Source organism: Dasania sp. GY-MA-18, from assembly GCF_024734385.1.
Lineage (GTDB): Bacteria > Pseudomonadota > Gammaproteobacteria > Pseudomonadales > Dasaniaceae > Dasania > Dasania phycosphaerae.
In genome coordinates, this window is the sequence record NZ_JANHAP010000017.1 from 19,147 (window position 1) to 46,044 (window position 26,898).

Genomic DNA, 26,898 nt, shown 5'->3' on the forward strand with positions numbered 1-26,898 from the left:
CGAGAACCTGTATGTCCACCACGATTATCATTGGTCTTGTCGCCCTACTGCTAGCGGTACTAATTGCCGTTGCCATTATGCTGCAAACCATAGAAAAGAATAATAAAGAAAAACGCCGTATAGAAGCTGCCTTAAAAAATCGCGCTCGCAACTTTCAACATATGCTGGAAAGTTTCCCCGAAGGCTTTTTAAACAAAGACCTGCGCCTATTAGTCTGCAAATGCTTATCGGAAGTGTATAAGCAGCTTAAAAACCTAGACCCCAAAAATGCTACCTACGCTAAAAACCTAGCAGCCGTTGATCAGCAAGTAGCAGCGGTTAAAAATCAGGCTGACAATAATAACGTGGTGCGCCTAAGCGACCCAGCACAAATTAAAGAAGTGCAAAAATTGCTGCAAAGCCTGCACGGTTTTATTGGCAAGCTCAACAAAAGTAAAAAACTACCCAATGACCAGGCCAAAGCCTACGCTCAGCAGGTACGTAATCTTATTATCCGCACCAGCCTAGATGTATTAATTAGCGGCGTAAACGATGCTACCAACCGAAACAAACCCCGCCTTGCTATACATTACCTGCACATGATTATCGATAAGCTCAATAAAGAAAACAACAGCGGCCAGTACAGCGATCAGATCGCAGCCTATAAGCAGCAAATCACAGAGCTAGAACAAAAAGCCCTAGCCCATGATGAGCACATGCAAGAAGTGGCTGAGGAATGGGAAAACGCCACTGAAGACGATAGCACCTGGAAGAAAAACGCTATTTATGATTAATAAACAGTCTCTAGATGCTAGCGACTAGAAACTAGAGACTGAACATCAATAATTCACCGTCATTGCCAACATTCGGCTTAGCTTGCACAGCGGCCAACCGCTCTGCTCCCGCCATTGATTAAAAGCATACTGCACGGCACGTAAATCTCTTTGGCTAGTAGGCGCTTTAGCCACTATATCTTGCGAGATTAATGCGGCTATCACATCAGCGGACAACACAAAAGTATCCTTGCCCACCATACGCAAAAACGATGCTGCCGAATTGCCTCCCAATTGCGCGCCCTGCTTTTTTAACAACAACCACAGGCCCACAATATCATCAACCGGCCACTGCGCTAGCCAGCGACCAAAACCTTGATGCTGCTCGGAAAGCTCATAAACCATATAGGCATTCACCCGCATCGCCTTAATTTTTCCCCAGTGACGAATAATAGCTTTATTTGCCATAAGCTCATCCAGCTCTTCATCACTCATCATGGCGACGCGCAGTGGTGAGAAATTAAAAAAAGCCTGCTCAAAAGCAGGCCATTTGGCATCGACCAGGCTGTGTTTTAAGCCTGCCCTAAACACCCGCCTACTCATATTCGATAAATAAAAATTGTCACTGGCAGCGCTTAACGCTGATTCAGATAGAGGCTCTATTAAATGGCCCTGTACAGCCTTGGCGCTACCAAAGCGACTGATCAACTGCTGGTGCATATCCTCAAAATCACGCATCTAATCGTCCTGAGGCTCAAAATTTAATGAGGCCGAATTCACGCAATAACGCAAGCCAGTAGGCTGCGGGCCGTCATTAAAAACATGTCCCAAGTGTGACTCGCAAGCTTGGCACATCACCTCTATGCGCAACATGCCGTGGCTAGTATCTCTACCCTCTAAAATAGCCTGTTCATTGATGGGCTGATAAAAACTGGGCCAACCCGAGCCCGAGTCATACTTAGTTGCCGAATCAAACAAAGGCTCACCACAGCACTTACAGCGGTATAAACCTTTCGCCTTGTTCTCATAATACTCACCCGTAAAAGCTCGTTCGGTGCCTTTATTTCGGCAGATGGCATACTCCTGCTCGCTTAATTGCTCGCGCCACTGCTGCTCACTTTTGCTAATTTTTGCCATGACCATCCCTCCTACTCAGATCAACTAAAGCCTGGCGGTTATTTCACCACTGCCTATTAAGGCCGCCATGCATTTAGGTTAAACTATTACAGTAATAACTAACAGCCTTGCCCCTATAGCCAAGCGCTGGCACTATCAATAACTAATGGCTGTAGCTATGACCGACTTGCACATAGATGACTTTTACAAAGACGTAGCCAAAATTTTTATCCAACTGTATAACAGCTTTCCTAATAAAACGGTGCTGTATGTCGATGATATTACCGGCTCAGTGCAGCAAGATGAATTTGGGCTTTATAGCGAACGCTACCTCTCGGCATTAAGCACCATGTTGTGGCTGGCAGACAGCGGTTATATCCACTATAGCAGCTGCATTAAGCAAGAGGCCTTAGACCAGGCGGTACTGAGTGAAAAAGGTTTTATATTACTATCAACTCGCTCTACCCATGCCCCTATAGAGCTGGAGGAAGAGCCCACAGTTGAATTACCTACCTCGATAATACGTGAATCCCAGCGCAGCATTAATTTGCTACGCAAAGCCCTTAGCAGCGGCTCATCGCTATTAATAGAGCAACAGGTGACAGCCCTACTTACTGTGGGCGCCGGTAATTAAATAGCATTACTTTTAGCGAACGATTGGGGGCGGACTCGGGAAAATCTGCCGAGGCCGCAAAGCGCTGCTGCAGCTCACAATCTGGGCATTCCTGCGCCATTAACTGCACTAAAAAATCACTGGCTAAATGCGGCGCATTTAAACAAACCAACACCTGACCCTGCTCGCCCAGCAATTGCGGTATCCGCCGCAACACCTTGCCGTAATCCTGCTCGGCCACAAAGCTACCACGCTGATTACTGGGCGGATCAATCACCAGCAAGTCATAGGGGCCAGGCTTTTTGATGCGCCCCCAGGATTTGAGTATATCCAGCTTCATAAAACGGCTGGCGCGACTATCCAGCTCATTGCCTTGATGATTTTTTTGCCCGGTTTTTAAAACACCGGCACTCATATCCACATTAACCACACTGCGAGCACCGCCACACAGGGCCGCCACAGAAAATGCACAGGTATAAGAAAATAAATTGAGCACATGCAATCCCTCGGCGTGCTCACGCAGCCAACGATGGGTATTTTGCATATCTAAAAAATAACCAATATTTTGATTGCCCGCGATATTTAACGCAAAGCGCATACCATCGGTTTGCGCATAGCAAGGCTCAGGCACTTCCCCCTTAATGACCTCAGAGGGGGATTTAGGCAAATAGCGGCGCTGCACCACCACACAAAGCTCTAGCTTGGCATTGATAAAGTCCAGCAGCTGTTGATAGCCATCTTCAGGCAATGGCTGGTAAAGGGTAATCAATAATAAGCCGGGATGAAAATCAACATTAATGGCCTCCAAACCAGGGTAACAATGGCCGCGGCCATGAAATAATCGCCGTGAGTTGGCGCTGCTATTATCATCACTGGCTAAGCCTTGCTCTATGGCCTGTATCACTCTATTCATAAAATTTGGATTTCATTAATGCTGGGTTTCAGTTAATTGGCGGCTAAAACAAAACCGCTGGCACCTAACCAATTTTGCAACTGCTGATTTAATTGCGGGCTATTGGTAATTTGATAACAGGAAAACTCGCGGCGCTCAGGATAGTTTTTACGCAGCTCATCAAAGTACTGCCCCGCGAGCGCCGCATCGCCAGCTGCCGCAGTCATCGCCGCGCGAAAACGCCTGTCATCTTCGCTAACATCATACACTTGCTTAATGGCATAGCTTAAACCCGCTATTGCCGTTAAATGGGCGGGAATTTCGAAAGGGATCAAGGGCTGCTCATTAGCTAAGGGCTTAGGCGCTATAGCCAACGCCTTACAACAGGACTGATAGATCATAGCGGTACCTAAAATTTTACCGTCCAGGCTATAACCAGCAATATGGGGGCTAGCCATGGCTATGGCTGGCAACAAGGGCAAATCTATTTGCGGTTCGTTTTCCCACACATCCAATACCACCCGCTGCTGGGGCCGCTGCTGCAAAAAACTTAGCAGCTGCTGATTATCAACTACCGCCCCCCTGCCCGCATTAATTAGCACAGCCTGTGGCTTAAGCTGCTGCAATTGCGTCATACCTATCATATGGTAACTGGGGTAAGGCCCACTGTTAGTTAGTGGCGCATGCATGCAAACTACGTCGCAGGCCAACACTTGCTCTAACTGGTCCAAAGGCAAAGAAGTATCAGACAGCAGAGGGTCGTAGGCTTTTGTCTTAATGCCCAGCGCCAAAAGCCGCTGCTGCAAGCGGCTGCCCACATTGCCTAAGCCAATAATCCCTACACTATGGCCATCCATGAGTAACTGCTGCCATAAACCCGCAAACTGACTAATACAGGAAAATACATAGTCCACCACCGAGTGGGCATTACAGGCGGGTGCATTGGCCCAGCTGATTTGCTTGCGATCCAAATAAGCGGTGTCTAGGTGATCCACCCCTATGGTGGCAGTGCCTACAAATTTTACAGCTGAATTATTTAGCAGCGCTTCATTTACCTGGCTAACAGAGCGTACTAATAATACATCAGCCTGCGCCACTTGCTCTGCACACAGGCTGCGACCATGCACTTTTTTTACAGTCCCTAAATGTGAAAAATACTCATCAGCATAGGGAATGTTTTCATCTGCAACTATATGTAGCGTGTTAGCCATTTAAAGTTTATCCAGTGAGAAATTTTCAGCTGACAGCTGATAAGTTGGATTAAATTGCGCCACTAATTGCCGATGAAATAAAGCCGCTCGCTGTGGCAAGCCATGCACGCAATATGCTTTAGCCTGCGCCAACACAGCGAGTTTAAATGGCATAGGATCACTGGATTCGCCGTTAAGATTATCTATACTCAGCGAAAACTTTTGCCCACTGGCCAAGCTAAACATCCATTCTATAGCTTGCGGCTTTACCTCTACCAACTCAAAAATCTTTTGCTGCTCAGCTGTACGGCCATCTTCGGTATACCAGTAGCCGTAATCCACTTGCTGGCGGCGCTGCTCACCCGCCAAACACCAGTGAGCAATTTCATGCAAGGCGCTGCTAAAAAAACCATGGGCAAAAATCACTCTATGATAATCGCAGCTATGATCTGCCGGGCTATAAAGTGGCTCGGCATCACCTTTTACCAGCCTAGTGTTGTAGTTTTGAAAAAAGCAACGATCAAATAATTCTATTAATTGCGTTAACACCGCATTATGCCTACAGCTACAAAAAAAGCTTATTCTATCATGTTATTAGGCCCGCCCAAGCCGTTACCAAGGATAAATAATAACTAGCCAGTACTAGCAAGCTGCCATGAACTAACTATACTCAGTTTAGTCTTAAGCATTAATGGCGGGTATCCGCTGGAATTATAAGCTGGCAATAAACGGGGGTTCACTTATGAAACCGTCTGCGCCATCGGTCAGTAATAAGGCTAATAATGTCGTACAGCTTGCTGACTTCCAACACAAAACCCAAAGCCCGCAGCGCTGGGTGCGTCTGGCCACTGAAACAGATCACCTCTCTATACTCTATTCCAACAAATACAGCCATCAACACAAATACTACAGCATGAAAATATTGTGCTGGGCCCTGCGTGAAGACGGCAGCGTAACCGCCTTGGTGCCATGGATGAATAAGGTCACTGCCTGCACAGAGCTTAATGATGAGTATTACGGCCAATGGCAGGGATATTACAACCCCGCTACCGAGGACCTATTTGATGAGCCACCGGCACATAAAGTGCTAGAGCTGACCAGTGCCGCGCAATATTTTGGCGGCCTGGATGGCAACAGCAACAGTATCACCCAGGAAATACCCGATAACATAGGCACTCATGCCATGCTTAACAGCCGCTGCCGTAGCCATTTGGTGCTAACCGATGTGTTAAGCTGGCGGCTTTATGGTGATGGTCGATTAGAGGCCATGATTATCGATGAAGAGCTAGTGGACGAGACACCTATTTTGACTGGGGCACGCTGCCTATACCCCGCCTCTAAAAACCCGGAGTTTCGCTATTTCTTTCAACATCACATAGCCAACCAAATCAAAGCGGAAGATCCAGACGCCTTGGCCGCAATAGCACTGCTACTGGATCAATAAATCAACCAGCAGCTAGAGAAACACTAACAATAGCCTTCAGCCGCTAACTTAAAGCGCCTGCTTACGTACCCAATAAATATAGTGTTTATCGGATTGCTCTTGCGCCAGCAAATCATGCCCTAAAAAACTACAAAACTTGGGGATATCACGCTGGGTGGAAGGGTCTGTGGCTATCACCTTAATAACGCCTCCGGTGACACAGTCGCGCACCGCATTGTGCAACATCATGACGGGTTCTGGACACATTAGGCCGCTGGTATCCAGCACTGCTGCCTCATCATACATACAACATTTCCTATCTAAATTCAGCGTATACAGCAATCAGTATTTAGTCATTAGCTTTTGGGCAACAGTGTGCAGCTTTCCAATACGGGATCATAAACAATAACCGCCCTGCCAGACTTTAGGGCCAAATGAACCTGCGCCACCTTATCGGCTAAGCTATATTCGGTGGCGCCATAGTCGGTGCCCTCACGGTTAATAAATTCTTCTATTAAACCCTGTAAAGCAGCATCACTTAGCTGCTGATAAGGCACCTCGACAACATCGGACATATTTATTTCGGCTTAGTAAATTTTAGGGTCATGCGGTCACTCTCACCTATGGCTAGGTAATGGGCTTTTTGCTCATCCCCTAAACGCAATGAAGGCGGTAAAGTCCATACTCCCTCAGAATGGTTAGCGCTATCTTTAGGGTTAGCATTTATCTCACTACTGGCAACAAACTCAAAACCCGCTTGCTGCGCCAAGGCTTTAACTTTGGCCTCAGTCACATAGCCCGAGGCTATCATAGCCTGCTCTGTCGTGCCGGGCTTAGCCCTATGCTCAACCACACCCAATACACCGCCAGGCTTTAACGCTTGATACATAGCCGCGAACACCGCATCAGCTTTACCTGACTTCATCCAATTATGCACATTGCGAAAAGTAAGCACCGCATCGGCACTGGCCGCTGGCGCTATTACGACATGCTGCGGAGGCATTAAATCGGTAGTCACCACTTTGCCATAAACAGTGGGGTTAGCTTTTAGTTTGCTGTCAAAGGCACTGCGGCTATTACGGAAATAAGCCACTCTGGAATCAATATTAAAATGTGCCGCATATAGCAAGCCCTGATCTTTTAACAAAGGCGCTAGTATTTCGGTATACCAGCCGCCACCGGGCCAAATCTCAACCACAGTAGAGCGCGGGGTGATGGCAAAAAATTCTAAGGTCGCCTGTGGATGCCTGTATACGTCACGCTGCACATACGCTGGAGTGCGATGCTCACCGGTCAAGGCCTGCCGCCAGACTTCGTCATTACCACCGGCTTGCACCCAAGTGCTAACGATAAAACTAGCTAATAGGCAAAACGTTTTAATGATTTTCATAGTCATCCCCAGGTTATTGTTTAAATATTAGAAAAAACGACGTAATAACAACCTTAGCGCCGTTAACAGCAAAGCCGCTAAAATAATTAGCCCCAAACCAAAAACAGAGACCACAAAAAACTCAAACAGTTCTTTTTTATCCACATCGAACATAAAAATTGCAGCACCAACAAACGTAAATGTCGCCAAAAGGGCTAAGAAGATTGTACGTTTGTGACCGGACTTAAAAATAGAAATCATAACAACTCAATATATAAAATTTAAAAAACTAGAGATTCGCGACTCCATTCACAGCGCACCGATAAGTCACCACTATTAGGCACATGAAACTCCTCTTCAGACTCCCATATAAAAGTATGGCGACCGTTAAGCTCGGTATCTAAGTGCACCGTAGCGCTCACCCAATACATTTGCTTAAGCATGGACTCAAACTTACCTATCCATTGCTCCCATTCGTACTCAACCGCTTTGTAAGAGGTGCCAAAATGCACTACATTGGTATTACTGCCATCCAAGTCAGTGGCCAGCTCAGGCATAGAGAACATCTCTCGGCTCAACAAGGGCCAATCCTCTACGCTGGGTAATTGCTGCATCACCTGCTGATTGGTTGCCCTATGCAAATGAAATTGAGCGGACTCATCCGAATAAACGGTATCTTTAATACAACCGTAAACGACTGACTCTTCCTGCATAATATTAAGCCCTTATTGATTATTAGATGAGGCTATCATAGTCGGTTTTTTGGGTGCTTGATAGCCTGGTGGGGCTGGGTGTGGAGGATTTGCGGGTGTGGTTTACTTGATTAATAGCTCGCTGGCTCGCAGCACATGCACGCAGCCCTGTGGGAAACAGAATAAATCAGGCCCTATCTTGTGGCACAACGTGAATCAAACATCTTTGAGGTTAATCAGCGTGTCACTTGAGGAAATGCTTGGTTGAAAGCCCAGATCGGTGGACAGGATTGATCAAAATGCCTTGAGGGCATTTTGAAAGCAGACGCAGTACTTGTAACTAGACTTAACTGGAAGCTGATATCGGAGGACAGGATTGATGCTTGCAGCTTGAGGCTGCAAGCACCCCTCCGGGGCAGCCATTCGGCTGTTTGCATGCCCCGCGCAGCGCTTTGGGTACAAAATTACGCCCTAGGCGTAATTTTTATCTTCAAATAGCTTAAGGCTATTTGAATCCCTTAGGGACGTCACGGCGGATCAAACTCCTTTGGAGTTTGTCGAACGACAGGCCAGCGTGGCCCGCGCAGCGCTTTGGCCATCTTTCCGCCGGACGCACTAACAATAAAAAACCCGGCGCTAGGCCGGGTTTTTTATTGTTGGCGCGCCCGACAGGATTCGAACCTGTGACCATCCGCTTAGAAGGCGGATGCTCTATCCAGCTGAGCTACGGGCGCATAACTCTGTAGCCTGCTAAACCACAACAAGCTTTTATGTATAAGCTAAAAGCTATACATAATAAAAAGGCCTGCAGTTATCTACAGGCCTTTTTAAATATGGGGTGGACGATGGGGATCGAACCCACGACCACAGGAATCACAATCCTGCGCTCTACCGACTGAGCTACGCCCACCATAAACACCTACGGCCGCATGCAATTAACACATAAGGCAAAAAAATGGTCGGGGTAGAGAGATTCGAACTCCCGACATCCTGCTCCCAAAGCAGGCGCGCTACCAGACTGCGCTATACCCCGACATATCACAGAGAAGCTCTCTGCCAGATGAGGTGCGCATGATACTGATCAACCCTAGCTTCGTCAACGTTAAAAGCCATTTTTTATAGGCATTTTTTAACCTTGTATAAAAGCCAGCCAGACGCCAGCAACATGCACAAAATACAATCAATTCAGCAGCTTAGCTTAAAGGCTAAAATTAGCCTCGGCGCCAAGTAGTCACCCCGCCGGTATCTTCTAGGATAACGCCCTGAGCCTTTAGATCATCGCGAATTTTATCGGATAGCGTGTAATCTTTGTTGGCCTTGGCTTCAACTCGTTGCTGAATTTTGGCCTCTATAGCCTCGGCAGATAATTCATCTTCGCCGCCAGCTTGCAAAAAATCATCGGGCTTGGATTGCAGCAAACCCAACAGCGCCCCTAGGCTCTTTAGCTCCAAGGCTAACTTTTGCTGCTGTAGCTCATCACCATCTTTAACTGCAGTATTTAAGGCTCTTACCAAATCAAACATCACTGCCAAAGCTACAGGAGTATTGAAGTCATCCTGCATAGCCTCATGGAAACGCGCGATGTATTCGGAGGGTGCTGGTAAATCAGCCAAGGCAACTGGTGCGAAAGCCTCAAAACCTTTTAAGCCTTTATAAAAGCGCTCTAAAGCAGTTTTGGCCGTTTGCAGGCTGTCCTCAGAATAATTTATTGCGCTGCGGTAATGGCTGGCAATCAGTAAGTAGCGCACTACTTCGGGATGATACTTATCGAGTATTTCCCGTATGGTAAAAAAGTTGCCTAAGGATTTAGACATTTTTTCGCCGTCTACCCGCACCGCACCCGCATGCATCCAGTAGCGCGCGTATTTCTCACCGGTAGCAGCTTCTGATTGAGCGATTTCATTTTCGTGATGAGGGAAAGGTAAATCGGGACCGCCGCCATGTATATCAAAACTATTGCCCAAGCAACAGGTAGACATAGCCGAGCACTCTATATGCCAGCCCGGGCGACCTTTGCCCCAGGGCGAATCCCAGTGCACTTCACTGGCTTGCGCCGCTTTCCATAGCGCAAAATCTCTGGGATCTTGTTTGGCCTGCTCCACATCTATGCGGGCACCGGCCAACAATTCATCAGGATTTTTATTGCTAAGTTGACCATAAGGCCCAAACTTTGCGACCGAATAATACACATCACCATTATCAGCGGCGTAGGCATAACCTTTTTCAATCAGGCTGCTAACCATGGCAATAATTTCAGCTATATAAGCCGTAGCGCGCGGCTCCTGATCAGGACGCTGCACACCAAGCCTAGCTTCATCCTGATGCATTAAGTCGATAAAACGCGCGGTTAAATCGGTATAGGGCTCACCGTTTTCATCGGCGCGATTTAAGATCTTATCGTCTATGTCGGTAATATTACGTACATAGTTCACAGCATAACCCGCATTGCGCAGGTAACGGCTGATGACATCAAAAGCCACTAATACGCGGGCATGACCTAAGTGACAGTAATCGTAAACTGTCATACCACAGACATACATATTAATTTTACCCGCCTCTATGGGGGTAAAAACCTCTTTACTGCGAGTAAAGGTGTTATAAATTTTTAAGCTCATACTGTTCTTTCTAGTTAGGTCAATCTGATTAAATCTATCGAATAAGTATTTATCGCTAAGCCTAGGCTTAGTCGTTAGACCAGGTGTCGCGCAAACCTATGGTCATATTAAATACCGGCTGCTCTGGCGAATGATCGTAGCGATCCGCCACAAAATATCCTTCACGCTCAAACTGAAAGCCCTGCTCATTAGCAGCATTAGCCAAATCCGGTTCTATCCAGCAGCCCTCAACAATAGTTAACGAATTAGGGTTAACATGGCTAAGAAAATCTTCCTCACCTTTGTCTGGAGTAGGCACGGTAAACAACCTGTCATATAAACGTATAGTCGCTTGCTTGCCGTGACTGGCCGACACCCAATGCACTACCCCTTTAGGATTAATCTCATCGGCCGGATTTTTACCCAACGTATCGGGGATTAAACTCGCGTTGATCTGTACTACTTCACCCGCTTCGTTTTTGTCGTAGCTATCGGCTTCAATTACATAGGCATTGCGTAAGCGTATGCGTTTACCCGGAGTTAATTTTTTCTTAAATTTTTTGCTGTACTCTTCTTTAAAGTCGTCTTGGTCTATATAAATTTCGCGGGTAAACGGCAGTAGTCTTTCACCTAAATCCAAATCGGGGTGCTTAGGGGCCGTGAGCATTTCAACCTGATCTTCGGGATAATTACTAATCACCACCTTTAAAGGTTTTAACACTGCCATACCACGTGGTGCGGTTTTGTTTAAGTCGTCGCGTATAAAAAACTCCAGCTGCGCCATATCGACTACGCCATCGGTTTTGGCAACGGCCAAGCTGTCGCAAAAATTACGTATCGCCGCCGGGCTATAACCGCGCCTGCGCATACCCGCCACCGTAGGCATACGCGGGTCATTCCAACCTTGCACTATACCTTCATCCACTAGCTGCTTAAGCTTGCGCTTGCTGGTGACCGTGTAATTGATATTTAAACGACCAAACTCATACTGGCGCGGTTTACTGGGCACCGGCAGGTTTTCTATAAACCATTCGTACAAGGGGCGATGATCGGCAAACTCCAACGTACAGATGGAGTGGGTGACGCCCTCTATGGCATCTTCTTGGCCGTGAGCAAAATCGTAGCTGGGGTAAATGCACCACTTGTCTCCGGTCTGATGATGAGACTGCTTGCGTATGCGATACAAGATAGGATCGCGCATATTCATATTGGGCGAGCTCATATCGATATTGGCGCGCAACACACACTCACCTTCGGCAAACTCACCGGCGCGCATTTGCTCAAACAAGGCCAGGTTTTCATCCACGCTACGCTCACGGTAGGGGCTGGGTTTGCCAGGTTCGGTGGCCCAACCGCGGTATTCTTTGGCCTGCTCGGGGCTAAGATGACAAACATAGGCCTTGCCGGCCTTGATCAGATGCAGCGCCCACTCATAAAAGGTATCAAAGTAGCTAGAGGCGTAGCGCACATCACCTGCCCACTGAAAGCCCAGCCATTGCACATCCTCTTTAATGGCGTCCACATACTCCTGCTCTTCTTTGCTGGGATTGGTGTCATCAAAGCGCAGATTGCACTCACCTCCCATTTCCTCGGCCATACCAAAATTCACACATATAGATTTGGCGTGGCCTATGTGCAAATAGCCATTGGGCTCAGGGGGGAAACGGGTAATGATTTTGGCAACCCGGCCTTCGGCTAAATCTTGTTCAGCAATGGCGCGGATAAAATTGACGGGCTTGGCTTTTTCGGTGTTGCTCATTAAGGGCTTGCTCAGTTAAAGGTCTAAGATGGTCAAAACACAACCTCGCGGGCAAGCTATAAAAGATGACCGTTTGCGATGATTCCAGCGTTTAGGCGGTTCCGCAGGCGAGGCAAAAGACGTATTATACCGGCTTTCTTCTGACGTTTTAACAATATAGGCGCATCAAATGGTTATTCTTAAAACTAATTACGGTGATATCACCCTAGCACTAGACTTTGACAAGGCTCCTAAAACAGCCGAAAACTTTGCCCAGTATGTTAAAGATGGCTTTTACAACGGCACTATTTTTCACCGCGTAATCAATAACTTTATGATACAAGGCGGCGGTTTTGAGGCAGACATGAGCCAAAAAGAAACCCGCGACTGCATAGAAAACGAGGCTGACAACGGCCTGAGCAACGACAATGGCACTATCGCCATGGCCCGCACCATGGAGCCACACTCAGCTAGCTCGCAGTTTTTTATCAATGTTAAAGACAATGACTTCCTCAACCACAGCGGCAAAAACGCCCAGGGCTGGGGTTACTGTGTATTCGGCAAAGTTACCGAAGGCATGGATGTTATTGAGAAAATCAAAGCCGTTGCCACGACCACTAAGGCCGGCCATCAAGACGTACCTGTAGAAGACGTAGTGATTGAATCAGCCGAGTGGACTGGCGAATAAATAGGCTATGACCTGCTATTTTATTTCCGATTTACACTTGGACGAAACACGCCCGGCAGTAACCCGGGCGTTTTTGCACTACCTCCAGCAATGGGCAGGCCACTGCGACGCCCTGTATATATTGGGTGATTTCTTTGAGGTATGGGTGGGCGATGACGACGACGCCCCCTTGGCGCTGGCCATCATCAAAGCCTTAAAAGCCTTTAGCGATAGCGGCTCAGCCTTGTACATTATGCACGGCAACCGCGATTTTTTACTGGGCGAGAGCTTTTGCCAACAAACCGGTGCCACCTTACTGCCCGACCCTACAGTGATAGACCTGTACGGCCAACGCACCCTGCTGATGCATGGCGACAGCCTATGCACCCAAGACACGGAATACATGGCCTTTAGGCAGCAAGCACGCTCAGCCAGCTGGCAACAACAACTGCTCAGCCAGCCCTTAGCAGCTCGCCGTGCCCTAGCCACGCAACTGCGTGAACAAAGCCAGTCCATGAACGCCCTTAAAGCCGAAGACATCATGGATGTCACCCCGGCCGAAGTGGAACAAGTTATGCGCCAGCAGCTATGCCTCAGGCTAATCCACGGCCACACCCACAGACCCCACAGACATGCCATGAACTTGGATGGTCAAAAAGCAGAGCGCATTGTTTTAGGGGATTGGTGCGACAAGGCCTGGATACTAAAAGCCCAAGCTCAAAGCCTCGAGCTGCAAGCTTTTAAACTCTAAACTTAAATATGATGGGCACAGAGCCTCAGTATTAGCAGGCAGTGAGCTTATAACTGATTAATAAGCTCTAGGGTTTGCTCTGCCCAATATTGGGCCTCTAATTTGATATGCATTAATTGATCAAAGCATAGCTCATGCTCTGCCAGATAGCCCTCATCCAGCTCATCCCAGCGCCCCTCTTCCAGAGCTTCGGCCATGGCCAGTAAAACGCCATACTCGCCTTGGCGACCCAGCAAAGCTTGCGACAAACTATGCGACAGCGACAAATTGGGGATGATAGTTTCCATAGGCACATCTAAAAAAGCATCTAACAAGGCAAATAAACCTAGACAAAAACCATTTCTGGCATGCTCTTCGCCGTGTATACGCTCTACCAAACGCTCGCACATTTTGGCGTATTCCAAGGCTTTTAGGGATAAGGCCTCAGGCTTACTGGATAGATTGGCCAAGGCCAACAGCATTACCCAAGAACGCAGGCGCTCTAAACCGATAATGGTTATGGCATGCTTAATGGACTCAACATTATTACTTAAACCCATACCCGCCGAGTTAACCAAACGCAAAACTTTAAAGCTCAGCACTGGGTCCAGGGTTAGGGCCTGCTCAACCTCATCCACCATTACATCGGGATTATTTAACATGCCCATTAAATGCAACAACACCTGTTTGTTTTCTTTAATGCGTTTGCCATTAATAAGATCGGGCTTAGCAAAAAAATAGCCCTGAAAATAATCAAAACCTAAATCTAAGCAATAATTATAGGTTTGATGATCTTCAACTTTTTCGGCTAGTAGCTTAACCCCTTCCAAGTCCCGTAGCTTTTTAAAATGCTCAACAGTTGCCTGCTCGCCCAAAGCCAAAACATCTAGCTTAATAATATCGGCATAAGGTAATAGCTTGATAGATTCACTATCTATATGGAAATCATCTAGCGCGATTAAATAACCCCGCTCTTTTAATAATTTAATGGTGCTAATTAATTGATCGTCGACCTGGGTGAACTCTAATATTTCTATCACCACCCGCTTGGAAGGCAGCGGTAATAACACATGCAATAAATCAGAGGAAAAGTTAATAAAACACAGCTTTTCACCCACCACATCCTGCATCTGCGCTTCTGAAAAGGCATTAACAATCACATCGGCAGTGGCCTGCGCATTACTGAGGGTTTTGTCCGCAGAACGGCACAGTAACTCGTAACCCAGCAGTACCTGCTTATCGTTGAATATAGGTTGCCTAGCTAACAGCGCCCCACCATGATCGCGGCAATGACCACTGATATCAGTGCTGCCTTGCTGGGCATCCGTCTTGTCCGTAATTGGGCTGTCATCTTTCATATAATCATCTGGTTTAATATGGCAACAATAAATGAAATTAAATCATATAAAGCCTAATGCTTAATATAGGTAATTTCACATAGCCTATTATGACTTAGGCTTAAAGTCGGCAAAGGGGTCTTCTTCTGGCTCAGGCTCAGCTATAGCCTCTAAGCTTAGGCCTCCAGCCAATGGGCTGCTGGATGCAGTAGTCGTTTCAGTCCCCTGCTCTTTGCCCTTATCAGCCAGCTTAATACGTAGGCGTAAATTGTTCTCGGAGTCAGCGTTTTTAAGTGCATCTTCCAAGGAGACCCTGCCCTCTTGGTAGAGTTTAAATAGGGCCGCATCAAAGGTTTGCATGCCCAGATTTTCCGACTTAGCCATAATTTCTTTAATGCTTTCAAACTCACCCCGTAAGATCAGCTCTTGTATGGTCTGGGTGCCCAGTAAAATCTCTACAGCAGCACAACGTTTGCCATCAACCGTAGGCACCAAACGCTGCGAAACAAAAGCACGTAAGTTCATCGCCAAATCCATTTGCAATTGCGCTTTACGCTCTTCAGGAAAGAAATTAATAATGCGATCTAAAGCCTGATTGGCATTATTGGCATGTAAAGTGGAAATGGCTAAGTGACCAGTTTCAGCAAAAGCCAATGCATGCTCCATAGTCTCTCTATCGCGTATCTCGCCAATTAGGATAACATCAGGCGCTTGTCGCAAAGTATTTTTTAAAGCGTTGTGCCAATTGCGGGTATCCACCCCAACTTCACGCTGATTAACTATGCATTTTTTATGCTTGTGCACATATTCAACCGGGTCTTCTATGGTGATGATATGGCCGCCACTGCTGCTATTGCGATGATCAATTAATGCCGCCAAAGAGGTAGACTTACCCGAGCCCGTGCCCCCCACAAAAAGAATTAAGCCGCGTTTGGTTGTGATTACGTCTTTTAGAATTGCTGGTAGTTTAAGATCATCAAATTTGGGAATTTCGGTTTGAATATTTCTAGCAACTATAGCGACTTCATTACGCTGTTTAAAAATATTAATACGGAAGCGACCCACCGCGGGTATAGATATAGCTAGATTCATCTCTAGCTCATGCTCAAACTCTGTGCGCTGCTCCTCATCCATAATCTCATGGGCTATGGCGGCGATATCGCCGGGTTTCATGGCAACTTTGTCTATGGGCTTTAGCACCCCTTGAAACTTTGCGCAGGGTGGCGCGCCGGTACTCAAATACAAATCTGAACCATCTTGGCTAGCAAGAATGCGCAAGTATTCGTTAAATCCCATCCATAGTCTCCTTAAGCTGTGATTAATGCATAATAACAAGGCTTAAGAATAGCCTTATATGGGCTGGCGACAAGTTAGAAATTAAACCGGCACGCCACTGTGAAATCTAAACAAGGGATCTGGACCCAGTATCGCTTCGCGCTCTAGGGCCAAAAAATAATCCACTCTAGCGGCTATGGGTTCAGCACTGTATTGCTGCGCCAAGTCTAGGTAATCCTGGTAGTGTCGGGCCTCAGATTTTAGCAATGACAGATAAAACTTTTGTAACTCAGCATCTAAAAAAGGCGCCAAACGATGAAAGCGTTCACAGGAGCGAGCCTCAATAATGGCGCCAATAATTAGGGTATCGGTTAAATTATCCTGCTGCCCCTTACGGGTGTGTTTGGCCATTTTAGCAGCGTAGCTGCTAGCCTTGATAGACTGGTAAGAAATACCGCGCTTTTTTAAAATTTTAAGCACCTGTTCAAAGTGCAATAACTCTTCCCGCGCCAGGCGTGACATTTTATTTAATATATCCAGCTTATGAGGATTTTTACTGATCAAGGTCATGGCTGACTGCGCGGCTTTCATTTCATTGGTCGCGTGATCAATTAACACGGTGCGCATATCTTTTAGTGCGGCCTGCACCCAGGCATCAGGCGTTTCACAAAGCAAAAACGCCTGTATATGAGAAATATCAGTCATAGTTTATTGATTAGCTGTAGAATTAAAAACGATTGGCCGGCATAACCACCGGTTGCGATTCAGTACTTTGCTGGTAAGGCACTACGCCCTCTTCATCCCCCACATATACGGGTATGCTAAACACCTGCGGCACTAGCTGGCCATCGCGTTCCGCATGAGCAAAAAATTTAATATATATTTTGCCTGCCTGCAGTGGAATTAACACTAAGTCTAGGGTTAGCTCACCTTGCTGGTTGGTGATTAAGCTCTGCTCTTTAGCTATCAGCAAGTGTGCATCTGGACTGTCGCTAAACTGTAAATCTATACGTTGATTTGGCATAGCTTTAAACAGTAAAACCACACGCAGCTCACTGCCAACTTGCACGACATCTTCGCTATTAAAACTCAACTTAATACCAGCGCCTTTATTAATCACACTCTTTTTTGCTAACTGTAGTGTCACGGCTGAGCGCTCAGCTACTGTAGTTTGGTTTTGGGTATCTGCGCTGCACGCTGCCAACATACACACCAGCAAACCGATTATTACTTTTTCAATTAAACTCATCTTAACTTACTCTCAGAGTAAAGCATTTACGCACACCTACACGCGCATCATCTTCTATGTTATCCAGATCATAAACTAACAACACATGCATGCCAGCAGATAAATAAACATCAAAGCTTAAACCGCCACTAGTCGCTCTTTCGGCGCCGCTAATATAATTACCTGCCTTATAAATCTCCACCCCCGGCTTGCCATTACTAACGGGAGTTAAACTAAGCGTATAGCTACGGCTAGAAGGCGCATTAAACCGCACATAGCGCCCCACCGATAATTTATTAAAGGCCCCAAATTGGGTGTTCGAGCAAGCGGTTTGATTAACCCCCGCATTGGCAGTGAGGTATACCGGTATAACATCATCGTTGTTATTGGCCGCCAAACCGGCTGGGATAGTTTGGCCACTGCCGTATTGGTCATTTACCACTATTGACTCATTGGCCACTAGGGTATCTATAGCACTGGCGTCAGCAGGGTTATCGGTTTTTAACCTATCGATAAAGGTATAAATGGAAATGATGGACTTAGAGTTGCGTATAGCCACCAACGAATCGTATAACTGACTAAAACTCAATTGTAAGCGATCAAAGCCAGAGCCTTCGTCTGGATCAAACAAATTATAAATAGTCTTGTATACCGAGGATTCATTAAACCAGCCCTTGGTACCCACACCAGCAGTTTCTAAATTAAATTTAAACACCCGCTGCTGTGCAGGGCCGTAAGTATCTTGATAGATATGTGGCGTGGGCACATGCGTAACCGAGGCAGTATCCAGCACCAAACCAGAGAAGGCATCCCCCCAACCTTCGTCAAAAGCCACCGCCATATCCAGCTCGTCACCCAAAGCATGGCTGCCACCAAAAGAGTCCGAGCGCGCCTCCATTGCCGTTATATAATGACCAAACTCATGGGTAATAACATGCTGGTCATACTCATCGGTATCAAAGCCATCATCGCCCAGCAAAAATATTTCTATGGCTTGGTCAATAATACTGCCCGAGCCATTAACTTTATTAGTAATGCTAAAAAATGCCCCCCCCACATCGCCATCAGAAAGATTGCCGTCCGCCTCATTATTATTTTTACTCCAGCGGAAATGTAGCGTGGGCAAATTAATATCACTATCGGCGGTTAACACATCCTCCAAGGCATGACAGCTAGAATCTAAAATAGCGAAAGGAGCTGCACTTCTGGAGCCGGTATAACGAGATTGCGTACTATTCCAACCAGAACCGGCAAGCAAGTTTCGCACTGGGTCTGCCGTTGGTGTAGCTGGCGTAGTGTCTAGCAAATAATATGGGGAGTTGTTATTGCTATTATCGCTGACTTGAAAATCCCAAGAGCCACCACCCCCCACACTAGAGCGGTACATTTGTGCCCGTACTTGCACACAGACCGGCTGTGTTAGCGGTACGATCAAACCATAGTCGCCATTACCGTCAGTTAAGGTGGTATCAATCACTGTAGTACCACAACTGCCACCACTGGCCGCCACGGCTTCAACCACTACGCCTCTAGCGGGAGCATTAGTTGTGCCTGCATAGCTTAAACCGGCCCCAAACAAAGGCACGCGCTCATATAAAATCTGACCGCTAATGGTACTGCCAACCGGCGCGCCCACCACACTGGTACAAGAGTTCATCGCCGCATTATTATTAATGACCGTTTGTATGGCCTTAAAGCCGCCGCTAAAAGCATCGTGCTTATCAGCACTACTGTTATTCCCCACCGCTGGAGCCACTGGCGCAGAACCACCGCTACCACCGCCGCCGCCACCGCCACCGCAGGCTTGTAATAGCAGCAGGCTTACAGCAATAAGGCTAATGTGAAGCTTGGATAACAACATTTACACCGTCACTATTTGCGAGGCCGCGACATCAAAATAACGCTCATAATGCGCCTGCGACAAAATAAAAAATTCATGATCTATAGTCTGTCTCAATTCAACTAAGCTTTGTTCGCGGTATTGTGCATCCAAGCTTAAACCATAATCCTCTACCCGCTCAATTTGGCTAGCGCCAGCTCTGAGTAGCTCATAAGCCCATATATAGGGGCCTTTGGCCGAAGCATAAGGTATTTGCTGGGCCTCTAGGTGCCAGCGCAGTTTTTCTTCATCGGTCACGGTTAGCTTACTTGCTACGATTTGCGATAAAAACTTGGCTAAGCGGCTATCAATCAGCTGTTTTTGCTGCTGGCTATAACTATTCCAATGTATCACTTCATGGGCAAAGCGCTTGCAACCACGGCATACGGTATCACCTATACCGGTAGAGCAAACCCCTATACAGGGCGTTTTAACAGTTTCTAAAAGATTGGTAGGCACAGCGATATCTTTAAGGTCATTTAGTTTAAAAAGTAATCTAGCAATAGGAAAAATGCTAAAGCCTTATCTTACCCTGCTGCCCTGCTGAACGGAATCAACTTGCGGAATTATCTCGGTGAATAGCGAGCATTCTTAAGGTCAATAGAATTCACCTTAACTTAAAACACTAATTTCAGTATAATCGGCGCGCCGTTTCGAGGGCTAATTGGAGCAAAAACACACAAAAAGCCCTCAAAATAGATCGGTGGTGTGCCGCCGATAGCCTTATCCGCCAGCGACCCTGGCCGTAAGAGATAAGTAAACCATAACAATTGCCTGCCATGAGAGTTTAGAATGAGCTTATATTCAGAATACCTGGAAGAAATCGCAATCCGTAAAAAGGACCTGGGTTTAAACCCAAAGCCGATTGATAGCGCCGAACTGCTGTCAGAAATTATCGACCAAATCAAAGACAGCACCCATGAACACCGCGAAGACTCCCTAAAGTTCTTCATCTACAACACTCTCCCAGGCACTACCCCTGCCGCAGGCGTTAAAGCACAGTATTTAAAAGACATCGTACTCGGTAAAGAAACTGTTGCCGAAATCAGCCCCGAATTTGCCCTGGAACAGCTGTCGCACATGAAAGGCGGCCCCTCGGTTAAAGTACTGCTAGACATAGCCCTGTCTGAGGATGCCAACGCTCAAGCCGCTGGCGAGGTGTTAAAAGCCCAAGTATTCCTGTATGAAGCCGACACCACGCGCCTAAATGACGCCTATAAGGCTGGCAACGCCATCGCCAAAGACATTTTGCAAAGCTACGCCAAAGCCGAGTTTTTCACCAAGCTAGACGATATCCCCGAAAAAATCGACGTAGTGACTTATATCGCTGGCGAAGGCGATATCTCTACCGACCTACTGTCTCCGGGCAACCAAGCCCACTCACGCTCAGACCGTGAACTGCACGGCCAGTGCATGATTACCCCTAAGGCCCAACAAGAAATCGTTGAGTTAGGCAAAAAACACCCTAACGCCAAAGTGATGCTAATCGCTGAAAAAGGCACCATGGGGGTTGGCTCTTCCCGTATGTCTGGGGTTAACAACGTGGCTTTGTGGGCGGGCGAAAAAGTCTCTCCTTACATTCCCTTTGTTAACAAAGCACCGGTTGTTGCCGGTACTAACGGCATAGCTCCCATATTTCTTACCACGGTTGATGTAACCGGCGGTATAGGCCTGGATCTGAAAAACTGGGTTAAGAAAACCGACGCCAACGGCAATATAGTCACAGACGCCAACGGCGACCCAGTACTGGAAGAGGCCTACTCAGTAGCCACCGGCACAGTACTAACCATAGATACCAAAGCCAAGAAGCTATACAACGGTGACAAGGAGCTGGTAGACGTATCGGCTGCCTTTACCCCGCAAAAAGTTGAGTTCATGAAAGCTGGCGGCTCCTACGCGCTGACTTTCGGTAAAAAGCTGCAAACCTTTGCAGCCGCAGCACTGGGCATAGAAGCGCCAACCGTATTTGCACCGGCTAAAGAAATTTCTCACCCCGGCCAAGGCCTCACCGCGGTTGAAAAAATCTTCAACCGCAACGCCGTTGGGGTAACCTCTAAGACGCCACTGCACACCGGCTCTGACGTACGCGTTAAAGTAAACATCGTAGGCTCACAAGACACCACTGGCTTGATGACCTCGCAAGAGCTGGAGTCCATGGCGGCGACCGTTATTTCACCCAGTGTTGACGGTGCTTACCAGTCTGGCTGCCACACCGCCTCGGTATGGGACAAGAAAGCACAGGCCAACATCCCTCGCCTGATGAAGTTTATGAGCGACTTTGGCGTTATCACCGCCCGTGACCCCAAAGGCGTTTACCCCGCCATGACTGACGTTATCCACAAGGTACTTAACGACATCACTGTAGACGATCGCGCCATTATCATTGGCGGTGACTCGCACACCCGCATGTCTAAGGGTGTGGCTTTCGGTGCTGACTCCGGCACAGTTGCTATTGCCTTGGCCACTGGCGAATGTGCTATGCCTATACCTGAGTCTGTGAAGGTGACTTTTAAGGGCAATATGCACCCTCACATGGACTTCCGTGACATCGTACACGCCACGCAGGCGCAAATGTTAAAGCAGTTCAAAGGCGAAAACGTATTCCAGGGCCGCGTGATAGAAGTACAAATCGGCACCCTGCTGGCTGACCAGGCCTTTACCTTTACCGACTGGACAGCAGAGATGAAGGCCAAGGCCTCTATCTGTATTTCCAACGATGAAACCCTGATCAAGTCGCTGGAACTGGCTAAGTCGCGCATCCAGATCATGATAGAAAAAGGCATGGATAACGCCGCCAACATGCTGCAAGGCCTGATCGACCTAGCCGACAAGCGTATCGCCGAAATCAAGTCTGGCGAGCAGCCTGCACTGGCACCCGACAACAACGCCAAGTACTACGCCGAAGTAGTTGTGGATCTGGACGCTATAGACGAGCCCATGATCGCCGACCCCGATGTAAACAACGAAGATATCTCCAAGCGCTATACCCACGATGTGATTCGTAGCACCTCTTACTACAAGGGTCGTCAGGTGGATTTAGGCTTTGTAGGTTCTTGTATGATTCACAAAGGCGATATGCAAATCATCGCTCAGATGCTGCGCAACTTAGAGAAGAAAGGCCCCATAGAATTCAAAGCACCTTTGGTCGTAGCCCCACCAACATACAACATCGTTGACGAGCTAAAAGCCGAAGGGGATTGGGAATTACTGGAGAAGTACGCTGGCTTTGTATTTGACGACAGCAACCCTAAGCAGGAAGCCCGCACCAAGTACGACAACAAAATGTACTTGGAGCGCCCTGGCTGTAACCTGTGCATGGGTAACCAGGAAAAAGCTGAACCCGGTGACACCGTTCTGGCCACCTCTACTCGCCTGTTCCAAGGCCGCGTAGTAGAAGACAGCGCCGAGAAGAAAGGTGAATCCCTACTAGGCTCAACCCCTATGGTTGTACTGGCCACCATTTTAGGGCGCTTCCCAACCTTGGAAGAGTACAAAGAAGCCGTAGCGGGTATTAACCTGACGTCTTTTGTACCGCCTTCACAAGATCTCAGCGTTGAGCCGATTAGAATTGTAGGCTAACTACAGTTTTAAATTTTTAGCAAAAGCCTCGCAAAGCGGGGCTTTTTTTTGCCTGAAATTTAGATAAGCAAGCGCAGGCATAATGCTGTTACGCTACCGTCATATACTCTAGCTTCATAGCGGCAAACGCCGCTATCCATCGCTAAAATCCATCGCTAAATTATTTATGCATTTTCCCTGTCAATAATCCTAGCTGCTATCACCTTAAGGTTTCGCCCAACAATCCGTCGCAGGCGACGCTCATGGCTAGGCTTGCGCAGCAACTTTAAGTATTGCTCCCCAAACTTAACAAAGGGGTTGAATTATGCAATCAATGCTACATTTACATACTACAGTTACATCACTAAAAGCGACCAGAGGATATAACCGTGCTCGAAGCCTATCGCCAACATGTAGAAGAACGCGCCGCTCAAGGCATACCACCCAAGCCACTTAATGCAGAGCAAGTAGCCGGCTTAGTAGAGTTACTCAAAAACCCACCCGCTGGTGAAGAACAAACCTTAATCGACCTGATAAGCAACCGCGTGCCGCCCGGCGTAGACGAAGCCGCCTATGTAAAAGCCGGCTTTTTATCAGCCATAGTTAAGGGCGAAGCCAGCTCTGCGCTAATTGACAAAGAACATGCCATTAAACTGCTGGGTAATATGCACGGCGGTTATAACATCGAGACCTTAGTCACCGCCCTGGATTGCGATGAACTAGGCGCCTTAGCGGCCACCGAGCTTAAGCACACCCTATTGATGTTTGATGCCTTCCACGATGTGGAAGAAAAAGCCCAAGCGGGTAATGCCAACGCCCAAAGCGTGATGGAATCCTGGGCCGCCGGTGAGTGGTTTACCAGCCGCGACAAGGTTGCCGACAGCATTAAAATGACTATCTTTAAAGTCACCGGCGAAATTAACACCGACGACCTATCCCCCGCCCCCGATGCCTGGAGCCGCCCCGACATCCCCCTACACGCCCGCGCCGCCTTTAAAATGACCCGCGAAGGCCTAACCCCTGAAGAACACGGCGTTACCGGCCCCATGAGCCAAATCGACGATATCAAAGCCAAGGGCCATCCGGTAGCCTTTGTGGGCGATGTAGTCGGCACCGGCTCATCCCGTAAGTCAGCTACCAACTCGGTACTGTGGTTCTTTGGCGAAGACATACCCGGCGTACCTAACAAGCGCGGCGGCGGTGTGTGCATAGGCGGCAAAGTAGCGCCCATCTTTTACAACACCATGGAAGACGCCGGTGCGCTGGTATTTGAGGCGCCTGTAGACCAGCTCAACATGGGTGACGTGATAGACATACGCCCCTATGAAGGCAAAATCCTTAACGAAGCTGGCAAGACTATCAGCGAGTTCGAGCTCAAGTCCGAGGTATTACTGGACGAAGTACAAGCTGGCGGCCGCATCAACCTGATTATAGGCCGTGGTTTAACCAGTAAAGCCCGCGAATCACTGGGCCTACCCGTTAGCGACCTGTTCCGCATACCCGAAACCCCCGCCGACACTGGCAAAGGCTTCACGCTGGCGCAGAAAATGGTGGGCCGCGCCTGCGGCCTGCCCGAAGGCCAAGGCGTGCGCGCTGGCACCTACTGCGAGCCCAAAATGACCACCGTAGGCTCGCAAGACACCACCGGCCCCATGACCCGCGACGAGCTCAAAGACTTGGCCTGCCTGGGCTTCTCCGCCGATTTAACCATGCAGTCTTTCTGCCATACCGCCGCCTACCCCAAGCCGGTAGACATAGACACCCAGCACAGCCTGCCGGACTTTATCCGCAACCGCGGCGGGGTATCACTGCGCCCCGGCGATGGCATTATCCACTCCTGGCTAAACCGCATGCTACTGCCTGACACGGTCGGTACCGGCGGTGACTCGCACACCCGTTTCCCCATGGGTATTTCCTTTCCTGCCGGTTCTGGCCTAGTGGCCTTTGCCGCCGCTACCGGGGTGATGCCCTTGGATATGCCGGAGTCGGTACTGGTGCGCTTTAAAGGCCAAATGCAGCCCGGTATTACCCTGCGCGACCTAGTACATGCCATCCCCTACTATGCCATCAAACAAGGCTTACTTACCGTAGAGAAAAAGGGTAAGAAGAACATCTTCTCAGGCCGCATACTGGAGATTGAAGGCTTAACCAACCTAACCCCCGAGCAAGCCTTCGAGCTATCTGACGCCTCAGCTGAGCGCTCTGCCGCTGGCTGCACCATAGAGCTGGATCAGGCCTCGGTTGCAAAATACCTCAAATCCAACATCACCCTGCTGCGCTCCATGATAGCTGACGGCTACGGCGATGCCCGCACCCTGGAGCGCCGTGCTCAAAACATGGAGAAATGGCTGGCCAACCCCGAGCTATTAAAAGCCGATGACGATGCCGAATACGCCGCAGTAATAGAGATAGACCTGGCCGAGGTGAAAGAGCCTATCGTCTGCTGCCCCAACGACCCCGACGACGCCAAGCCGCTATCTGAGGTGGCTGGCGACAAAGTGGACGAAGTGTTTATAGGCTCATGCATGACCAACATCGGCCACTTTCGCGCGGCAGGCAAACTACTAGAGCAGCACAGCGGCGGTATTGCTACCCGCCTGTGGATAGTGCCACCCACCAAAATGGACGAACACCAACTCATGGAAGAAGGCTATTACAATATCTTTGGCCGCGCCGGTGCCCGCACCGAAATGCCCGGCTGTTCGCTGTGCATGGGTAATCAGGCCCGGGTAGCAGCAAACAGCACAGTGCTGTCTACCTCTACCCGCAACTTCCCCAACCGCTTGGGCGATGGTGCCAATGTTTACCTCACCTCCGCTGAGCTAGCAGCAGTGGGTGCCATATTAGGTAAACTGCCCAGCACTGAGGAATATATGGAATATGCGCAAAATCTAAACGCCATGTCGGCCGAGATTTACCGCTATCTCAACTTCGACGAGATTGCCGAATTTCAAGCCAGCGCTGAAAAAGGTAAACAGATTGCCGCGGTACAGGTAGACGTAGTGCGCACCTAGACTAGTCGTTCGCGTTTAAATAAAACCTCAATCCCAAATCGTCACATGGGCACACATGCTCGCAGTGACGACCCCACCAATGGATTTTATGCAGTGCTGTGACTCTGGTGACCCACAGCACTCGCTCTGCTCTTGCGGCCAGCTTTGTGTAGCCTCAACACCAAGCCAAATACCGCTGCCCCCTTTTCAATCAGTGCAAATCTCTCTATTATCTGCCCCCTTTTACTGAGGCCGCTAAGACGAGATACCAGCATGAAATACGAACAAGCCCTAATGCAACGCGCCGACTCCAAGTGCGAACTTTGCACCGCCACCAGCGCCTTAGCCGCTCACTCTATACCTGAAAGCCCGCAAACTAATGAAGACAGCCACATTTTGCTATGTGAAACTTGTCGCGAACAAATCAGTAGTGAGCAGTTAGACCTTAACCACTTTCGCAGCCTGCCCGACACCATGTGGAGCACTGTTCCGGCCGTGCAAGTGATGTGCTATCGCCTGCTCAAACAGCTAAGCAGTGAAAGTTGGGCGCAAGATGCTCTGGACATGCTGTATTTAGAAGAAGACGTAAAGGCCTGGGCTGAAGCCGGTATAAACGATGAGGTGGATGACAGTGAACCTTGTTACGACTCTAACGGTGTACGCCTGCAAGCCGGCGACAACGTAGTGTTGATTAAAGATTTAGATGTAAAAGGCGCAGGCTTTACCGCCAAGCGCGGCACTGCCGTGCGCGGTATATCACTAACTAATAATCCCGAGCATATAGAAGGCCGCGTTAACGGCACTCGCATAGTTTTAGTGAGCAAGTACCTTAAAAAGATGTAGTTGGACTGG

At 48.3% G+C, this 26,898-nt stretch carries 26 protein-coding genes and 3 tRNA genes; 8 read left to right on the plus strand and 21 right to left on the minus strand.

The annotated features are described in order from the left end of the window. Positions 1 to 11 precede the first annotated feature (11 nt). Positions 12 to 773: a hypothetical protein gene (locus NO559_RS16100; RefSeq protein ID WP_258332903.1), complete on the plus strand. Its 762-nt coding sequence runs from the start codon at positions 12 to 14 to the stop codon at positions 771 to 773. 45 nt (positions 774 to 818) lie between these two features. Here the strand turns inward: NO559_RS16100 and NO559_RS16105 are convergent, their stop codons facing one another. Beyond that, the gene (locus tag NO559_RS16105) at positions 819 to 1,490 is read right to left on the minus strand and encodes a DNA-3-methyladenine glycosylase I (protein WP_258332904.1); all 672 of its coding nucleotides are present in this window, start codon (positions 1,488 to 1,490) and stop codon (positions 819 to 821) included. Further along, the gene (msrB, locus tag NO559_RS16110) at positions 1,491 to 1,889 is read right to left on the minus strand and encodes a peptide-methionine (R)-S-oxide reductase MsrB (protein ID WP_258332905.1); all 399 of its coding nucleotides are present in this window, start codon (positions 1,887 to 1,889) and stop codon (positions 1,491 to 1,493) included. A gap of 157 nt (positions 1,890 to 2,046) precedes the next feature. Between msrB and NO559_RS16115 the strand changes: the two genes are divergently transcribed. Further along, positions 2,047 to 2,502, plus strand: coding sequence for a hypothetical protein (locus NO559_RS16115; protein WP_258332906.1), 456 nt, complete (start codon positions 2,047 to 2,049; stop codon positions 2,500 to 2,502). Here NO559_RS16115 and NO559_RS16120 read toward each other — a convergent pair. From NO559_RS16120 to NO559_RS16130, 3 genes are read right to left on the minus strand one after another with little or no spacing between them, the layout of a single operon-like run. Then, positions 2,480 to 3,394 (minus strand): class I SAM-dependent methyltransferase, encoded by a 915-nt coding sequence (locus tag NO559_RS16120; protein WP_258332907.1) that lies wholly within the window; start codon positions 3,392 to 3,394, stop codon positions 2,480 to 2,482. The two genes, NO559_RS16115 and NO559_RS16120, sit on opposite strands and share 23 nt — an antisense overlap. Before the next feature lie 32 nt (positions 3,395 to 3,426). After that, positions 3,427 to 4,584: a 4-phosphoerythronate dehydrogenase gene (locus tag NO559_RS16125; protein ID WP_258332908.1), complete on the minus strand. Its 1,158-nt coding sequence runs from the start codon at positions 4,582 to 4,584 to the stop codon at positions 3,427 to 3,429. Further along, positions 4,585 to 5,112, minus strand: coding sequence for an elongation factor P hydroxylase (locus NO559_RS16130; RefSeq protein WP_258332909.1), 528 nt, complete (start codon positions 5,110 to 5,112; stop codon positions 4,585 to 4,587). A 193-nt stretch (positions 5,113 to 5,305) separates the two neighbouring features. Here NO559_RS16130 and NO559_RS16135 point away from each other — a divergent pair, with 193 nt between their 5' ends. Further along, complete coding sequence (locus NO559_RS16135; protein WP_258332910.1) at positions 5,306 to 6,007, plus strand: hypothetical protein; 702 nt, start codon at positions 5,306 to 5,308, stop codon at positions 6,005 to 6,007. A gap of 48 nt (positions 6,008 to 6,055) precedes the next feature. Here the strand turns inward: NO559_RS16135 and tusA are convergent, their stop codons facing one another. From tusA to NO559_RS16185, 10 genes are all read right to left on the minus strand, one after another. Continuing rightward, complete coding sequence (tusA, locus tag NO559_RS16140; RefSeq protein ID WP_258332911.1) at positions 6,056 to 6,292, minus strand: sulfurtransferase TusA; 237 nt, start codon at positions 6,290 to 6,292, stop codon at positions 6,056 to 6,058. Positions 6,293 to 6,342: 50 nt separating this feature from the next. Continuing rightward, a complete protein-coding gene (locus NO559_RS16145) occupies positions 6,343 to 6,561 on the minus strand; it encodes a YheU family protein (protein ID WP_258332912.1) in 219 nt (72 codons plus the stop codon). Between the two features lie 2 nt (positions 6,562 to 6,563). After that, positions 6,564 to 7,376: a class I SAM-dependent methyltransferase gene (locus NO559_RS16150; RefSeq protein WP_258332913.1), complete on the minus strand. Its 813-nt coding sequence runs from the start codon at positions 7,374 to 7,376 to the stop codon at positions 6,564 to 6,566. A 27-nt stretch (positions 7,377 to 7,403) separates the two neighbouring features. After that, on the minus strand, positions 7,404 to 7,616 hold the full coding sequence (locus NO559_RS16155) for a hypothetical protein (protein WP_258332914.1): 213 nt from the start codon (positions 7,614 to 7,616) through the stop codon (positions 7,404 to 7,406). 20 nt (positions 7,617 to 7,636) lie between these two features. Next, positions 7,637 to 8,068, minus strand: coding sequence for a hypothetical protein (locus NO559_RS16160; RefSeq protein WP_258332915.1), 432 nt, complete (start codon positions 8,066 to 8,068; stop codon positions 7,637 to 7,639). A gap of 636 nt (positions 8,069 to 8,704) precedes the next feature. Next, positions 8,705 to 8,781 (minus strand) — tRNA-Arg (locus tag NO559_RS16165). A gap of 100 nt (positions 8,782 to 8,881) precedes the next feature. After that, a tRNA-His gene (locus tag NO559_RS16170) sits at positions 8,882 to 8,957 on the minus strand. A gap of 46 nt (positions 8,958 to 9,003) precedes the next feature. Continuing rightward, positions 9,004 to 9,080 (minus strand) — tRNA-Pro (locus tag NO559_RS16175). 178 nt (positions 9,081 to 9,258) lie between these two features. Next, positions 9,259 to 10,662 carry a cysteine--tRNA ligase gene (cysS, locus tag NO559_RS16180; protein WP_258332916.1) on the minus strand — a complete coding sequence of 468 codons (1,404 nt, stop codon included), beginning with the start codon at positions 10,660 to 10,662 and terminating at the stop codon, positions 9,259 to 9,261. A 67-nt stretch (positions 10,663 to 10,729) separates the two neighbouring features. Then, positions 10,730 to 12,400 carry a glutamine--tRNA ligase/YqeY domain fusion protein gene (locus tag NO559_RS16185; protein WP_258332917.1) on the minus strand — a complete coding sequence of 557 codons (1,671 nt, stop codon included), beginning with the start codon at positions 12,398 to 12,400 and terminating at the stop codon, positions 10,730 to 10,732. A gap of 169 nt (positions 12,401 to 12,569) precedes the next feature. Between NO559_RS16185 and NO559_RS16190 the strand changes: the two genes are divergently transcribed. Both NO559_RS16190 and NO559_RS16195 read left to right on the plus strand, forming a co-directional pair. After that, positions 12,570 to 13,067 carry a peptidylprolyl isomerase gene (locus NO559_RS16190; protein ID WP_258332918.1) on the plus strand — a complete coding sequence of 166 codons (498 nt, stop codon included), beginning with the start codon at positions 12,570 to 12,572 and terminating at the stop codon, positions 13,065 to 13,067. A gap of 7 nt (positions 13,068 to 13,074) precedes the next feature. Then, positions 13,075 to 13,797: a UDP-2,3-diacylglucosamine diphosphatase gene (locus NO559_RS16195; RefSeq protein ID WP_258332919.1), complete on the plus strand. Its 723-nt coding sequence runs from the start codon at positions 13,075 to 13,077 to the stop codon at positions 13,795 to 13,797. 47 nt (positions 13,798 to 13,844) lie between these two features. On the opposite strand, the gene NO559_RS16200 is transcribed toward NO559_RS16195, so the two are convergent. The 6 genes from NO559_RS16200 to NO559_RS16225 form a co-directional block, all read right to left on the minus strand. Next, positions 13,845 to 15,134: an EAL and HDOD domain-containing protein gene (locus tag NO559_RS16200; RefSeq protein ID WP_258332920.1), complete on the minus strand. Its 1,290-nt coding sequence runs from the start codon at positions 15,132 to 15,134 to the stop codon at positions 13,845 to 13,847. 87 nt (positions 15,135 to 15,221) lie between these two features. Beyond that, positions 15,222 to 16,409 (minus strand): PilT/PilU family type 4a pilus ATPase, encoded by a 1,188-nt coding sequence (locus NO559_RS16205; protein ID WP_258332921.1) that lies wholly within the window; start codon positions 16,407 to 16,409, stop codon positions 15,222 to 15,224. Positions 16,410 to 16,490: 81 nt separating this feature from the next. Beyond that, positions 16,491 to 17,093, minus strand: a complete 603-nt coding sequence (locus NO559_RS16210; protein ID WP_258332922.1) for a tRNA-(ms[2]io[6]A)-hydroxylase — start codon at positions 17,091 to 17,093, stop codon at positions 16,491 to 16,493. A 22-nt stretch (positions 17,094 to 17,115) separates the two neighbouring features. Then, positions 17,116 to 17,637, minus strand: coding sequence for a hypothetical protein (locus NO559_RS16215; RefSeq protein WP_258332923.1), 522 nt, complete (start codon positions 17,635 to 17,637; stop codon positions 17,116 to 17,118). A 1-nt stretch (position 17,638) separates the two neighbouring features. Then, positions 17,639 to 19,477, minus strand: a complete 1,839-nt coding sequence (locus NO559_RS16220; RefSeq protein ID WP_258332924.1) for a hypothetical protein — start codon at positions 19,475 to 19,477, stop codon at positions 17,639 to 17,641. Continuing rightward, entirely contained in the window at positions 19,478 to 19,954 is a 477-nt protein-coding gene (locus NO559_RS16225) for a DUF1289 domain-containing protein (RefSeq protein WP_258332925.1), read from the minus strand. It lies immediately after the preceding gene. A 333-nt stretch (positions 19,955 to 20,287) separates the two neighbouring features. On the opposite strand from NO559_RS16225, the gene NO559_RS16230 reads away from it, so the two are divergent. The 3 genes from NO559_RS16230 to NO559_RS16240 all read left to right on the plus strand — a co-directional run bounded on the left by NO559_RS16230 (position 20,288) and on the right by NO559_RS16240 (position 26,889). Then, on the plus strand, positions 20,288 to 23,074 hold the full coding sequence (locus tag NO559_RS16230) for a bifunctional aconitate hydratase 2/2-methylisocitrate dehydratase (protein WP_258332926.1): 2,787 nt from the start codon (positions 20,288 to 20,290) through the stop codon (positions 23,072 to 23,074). Between the two features lie 368 nt (positions 23,075 to 23,442). Further along, positions 23,443 to 26,067 carry a bifunctional aconitate hydratase 2/2-methylisocitrate dehydratase gene (locus tag NO559_RS16235; protein WP_258332927.1) on the plus strand — a complete coding sequence of 875 codons (2,625 nt, stop codon included), beginning with the start codon at positions 23,443 to 23,445 and terminating at the stop codon, positions 26,065 to 26,067. A 252-nt stretch (positions 26,068 to 26,319) separates the two neighbouring features. Beyond that, entirely contained in the window at positions 26,320 to 26,889 is a 570-nt protein-coding gene (locus tag NO559_RS16240) for an alkylphosphonate utilization protein (protein ID WP_258332928.1), read from the plus strand. The last annotated feature ends 9 nt before the right edge of the window (positions 26,890 to 26,898 follow it).

Excerpts from the sequence above, each read along its gene's own strand:
- NO559_RS16230 (WP_258332926.1), top strand. The coding sequence starts at position 20,288 with ATGAGCTTATATTCAGAATACCTGGAAGAAATCGCAATCCGTAAAAAG.
- NO559_RS16105 (WP_258332904.1), bottom strand. The coding sequence starts at position 1,490 with ATGCGTGATTTTGAGGATATGCACCAGCAGTTGATCAGTCGCTTTGGT.
- NO559_RS16220 (WP_258332924.1), bottom strand. The coding sequence starts at position 19,477 with ATGTTGTTATCCAAGCTTCACATTAGCCTTATTGCTGTAAGCCTGCTG.
- NO559_RS16145 (WP_258332912.1), bottom strand. The coding sequence starts at position 6,561 with ATGTCCGATGTTGTCGAGGTGCCTTATCAGCAGCTAAGTGATGCTGCT.
- NO559_RS16240 (WP_258332928.1), top strand. The coding sequence starts at position 26,320 with ATGAAATACGAACAAGCCCTAATGCAACGCGCCGACTCCAAGTGCGAA.
- NO559_RS16195 (WP_258332919.1), top strand. The coding sequence starts at position 13,075 with ATGACCTGCTATTTTATTTCCGATTTACACTTGGACGAAACACGCCCG.
- cysS (WP_258332916.1), bottom strand. The coding sequence starts at position 10,662 with ATGAGCTTAAAAATTTATAACACCTTTACTCGCAGTAAAGAGGTTTTT.
- NO559_RS16135 (WP_258332910.1), top strand. The coding sequence starts at position 5,306 with ATGAAACCGTCTGCGCCATCGGTCAGTAATAAGGCTAATAATGTCGTA.
- NO559_RS16120 (WP_258332907.1), bottom strand. The coding sequence starts at position 3,394 with ATGAATAGAGTGATACAGGCCATAGAGCAAGGCTTAGCCAGTGATGAT.
- NO559_RS16100 (WP_258332903.1), top strand. The coding sequence starts at position 12 with ATGTCCACCACGATTATCATTGGTCTTGTCGCCCTACTGCTAGCGGTA.
- NO559_RS16150 (WP_258332913.1), bottom strand. The coding sequence starts at position 7,376 with ATGAAAATCATTAAAACGTTTTGCCTATTAGCTAGTTTTATCGTTAGC.
- NO559_RS16205 (WP_258332921.1), bottom strand. The coding sequence starts at position 16,409 with ATGGGATTTAACGAATACTTGCGCATTCTTGCTAGCCAAGATGGTTCA.
- NO559_RS16125 (WP_258332908.1), bottom strand. The coding sequence starts at position 4,584 with ATGGCTAACACGCTACATATAGTTGCAGATGAAAACATTCCCTATGCT.
- msrB (WP_258332905.1), bottom strand. The coding sequence starts at position 1,889 with ATGGCAAAAATTAGCAAAAGTGAGCAGCAGTGGCGCGAGCAATTAAGC.
- tusA (WP_258332911.1), bottom strand. The coding sequence starts at position 6,292 with ATGTATGATGAGGCAGCAGTGCTGGATACCAGCGGCCTAATGTGTCCA.
- NO559_RS16215 (WP_258332923.1), bottom strand. The coding sequence starts at position 17,637 with ATGAGTTTAATTGAAAAAGTAATAATCGGTTTGCTGGTGTGTATGTTG.
- NO559_RS16115 (WP_258332906.1), top strand. The coding sequence starts at position 2,047 with ATGACCGACTTGCACATAGATGACTTTTACAAAGACGTAGCCAAAATT.
- NO559_RS16190 (WP_258332918.1), top strand. The coding sequence starts at position 12,570 with ATGGTTATTCTTAAAACTAATTACGGTGATATCACCCTAGCACTAGAC.
- NO559_RS16200 (WP_258332920.1), bottom strand. The coding sequence starts at position 15,134 with ATGAAAGATGACAGCCCAATTACGGACAAGACGGATGCCCAGCAAGGC.
- NO559_RS16210 (WP_258332922.1), bottom strand. The coding sequence starts at position 17,093 with ATGACTGATATTTCTCATATACAGGCGTTTTTGCTTTGTGAAACGCCT.
- NO559_RS16185 (WP_258332917.1), bottom strand. The coding sequence starts at position 12,400 with ATGAGCAACACCGAAAAAGCCAAGCCCGTCAATTTTATCCGCGCCATT.
- NO559_RS16155 (WP_258332914.1), bottom strand. The coding sequence starts at position 7,616 with ATGATTTCTATTTTTAAGTCCGGTCACAAACGTACAATCTTCTTAGCC.
- NO559_RS16160 (WP_258332915.1), bottom strand. The coding sequence starts at position 8,068 with ATGCAGGAAGAGTCAGTCGTTTACGGTTGTATTAAAGATACCGTTTAT.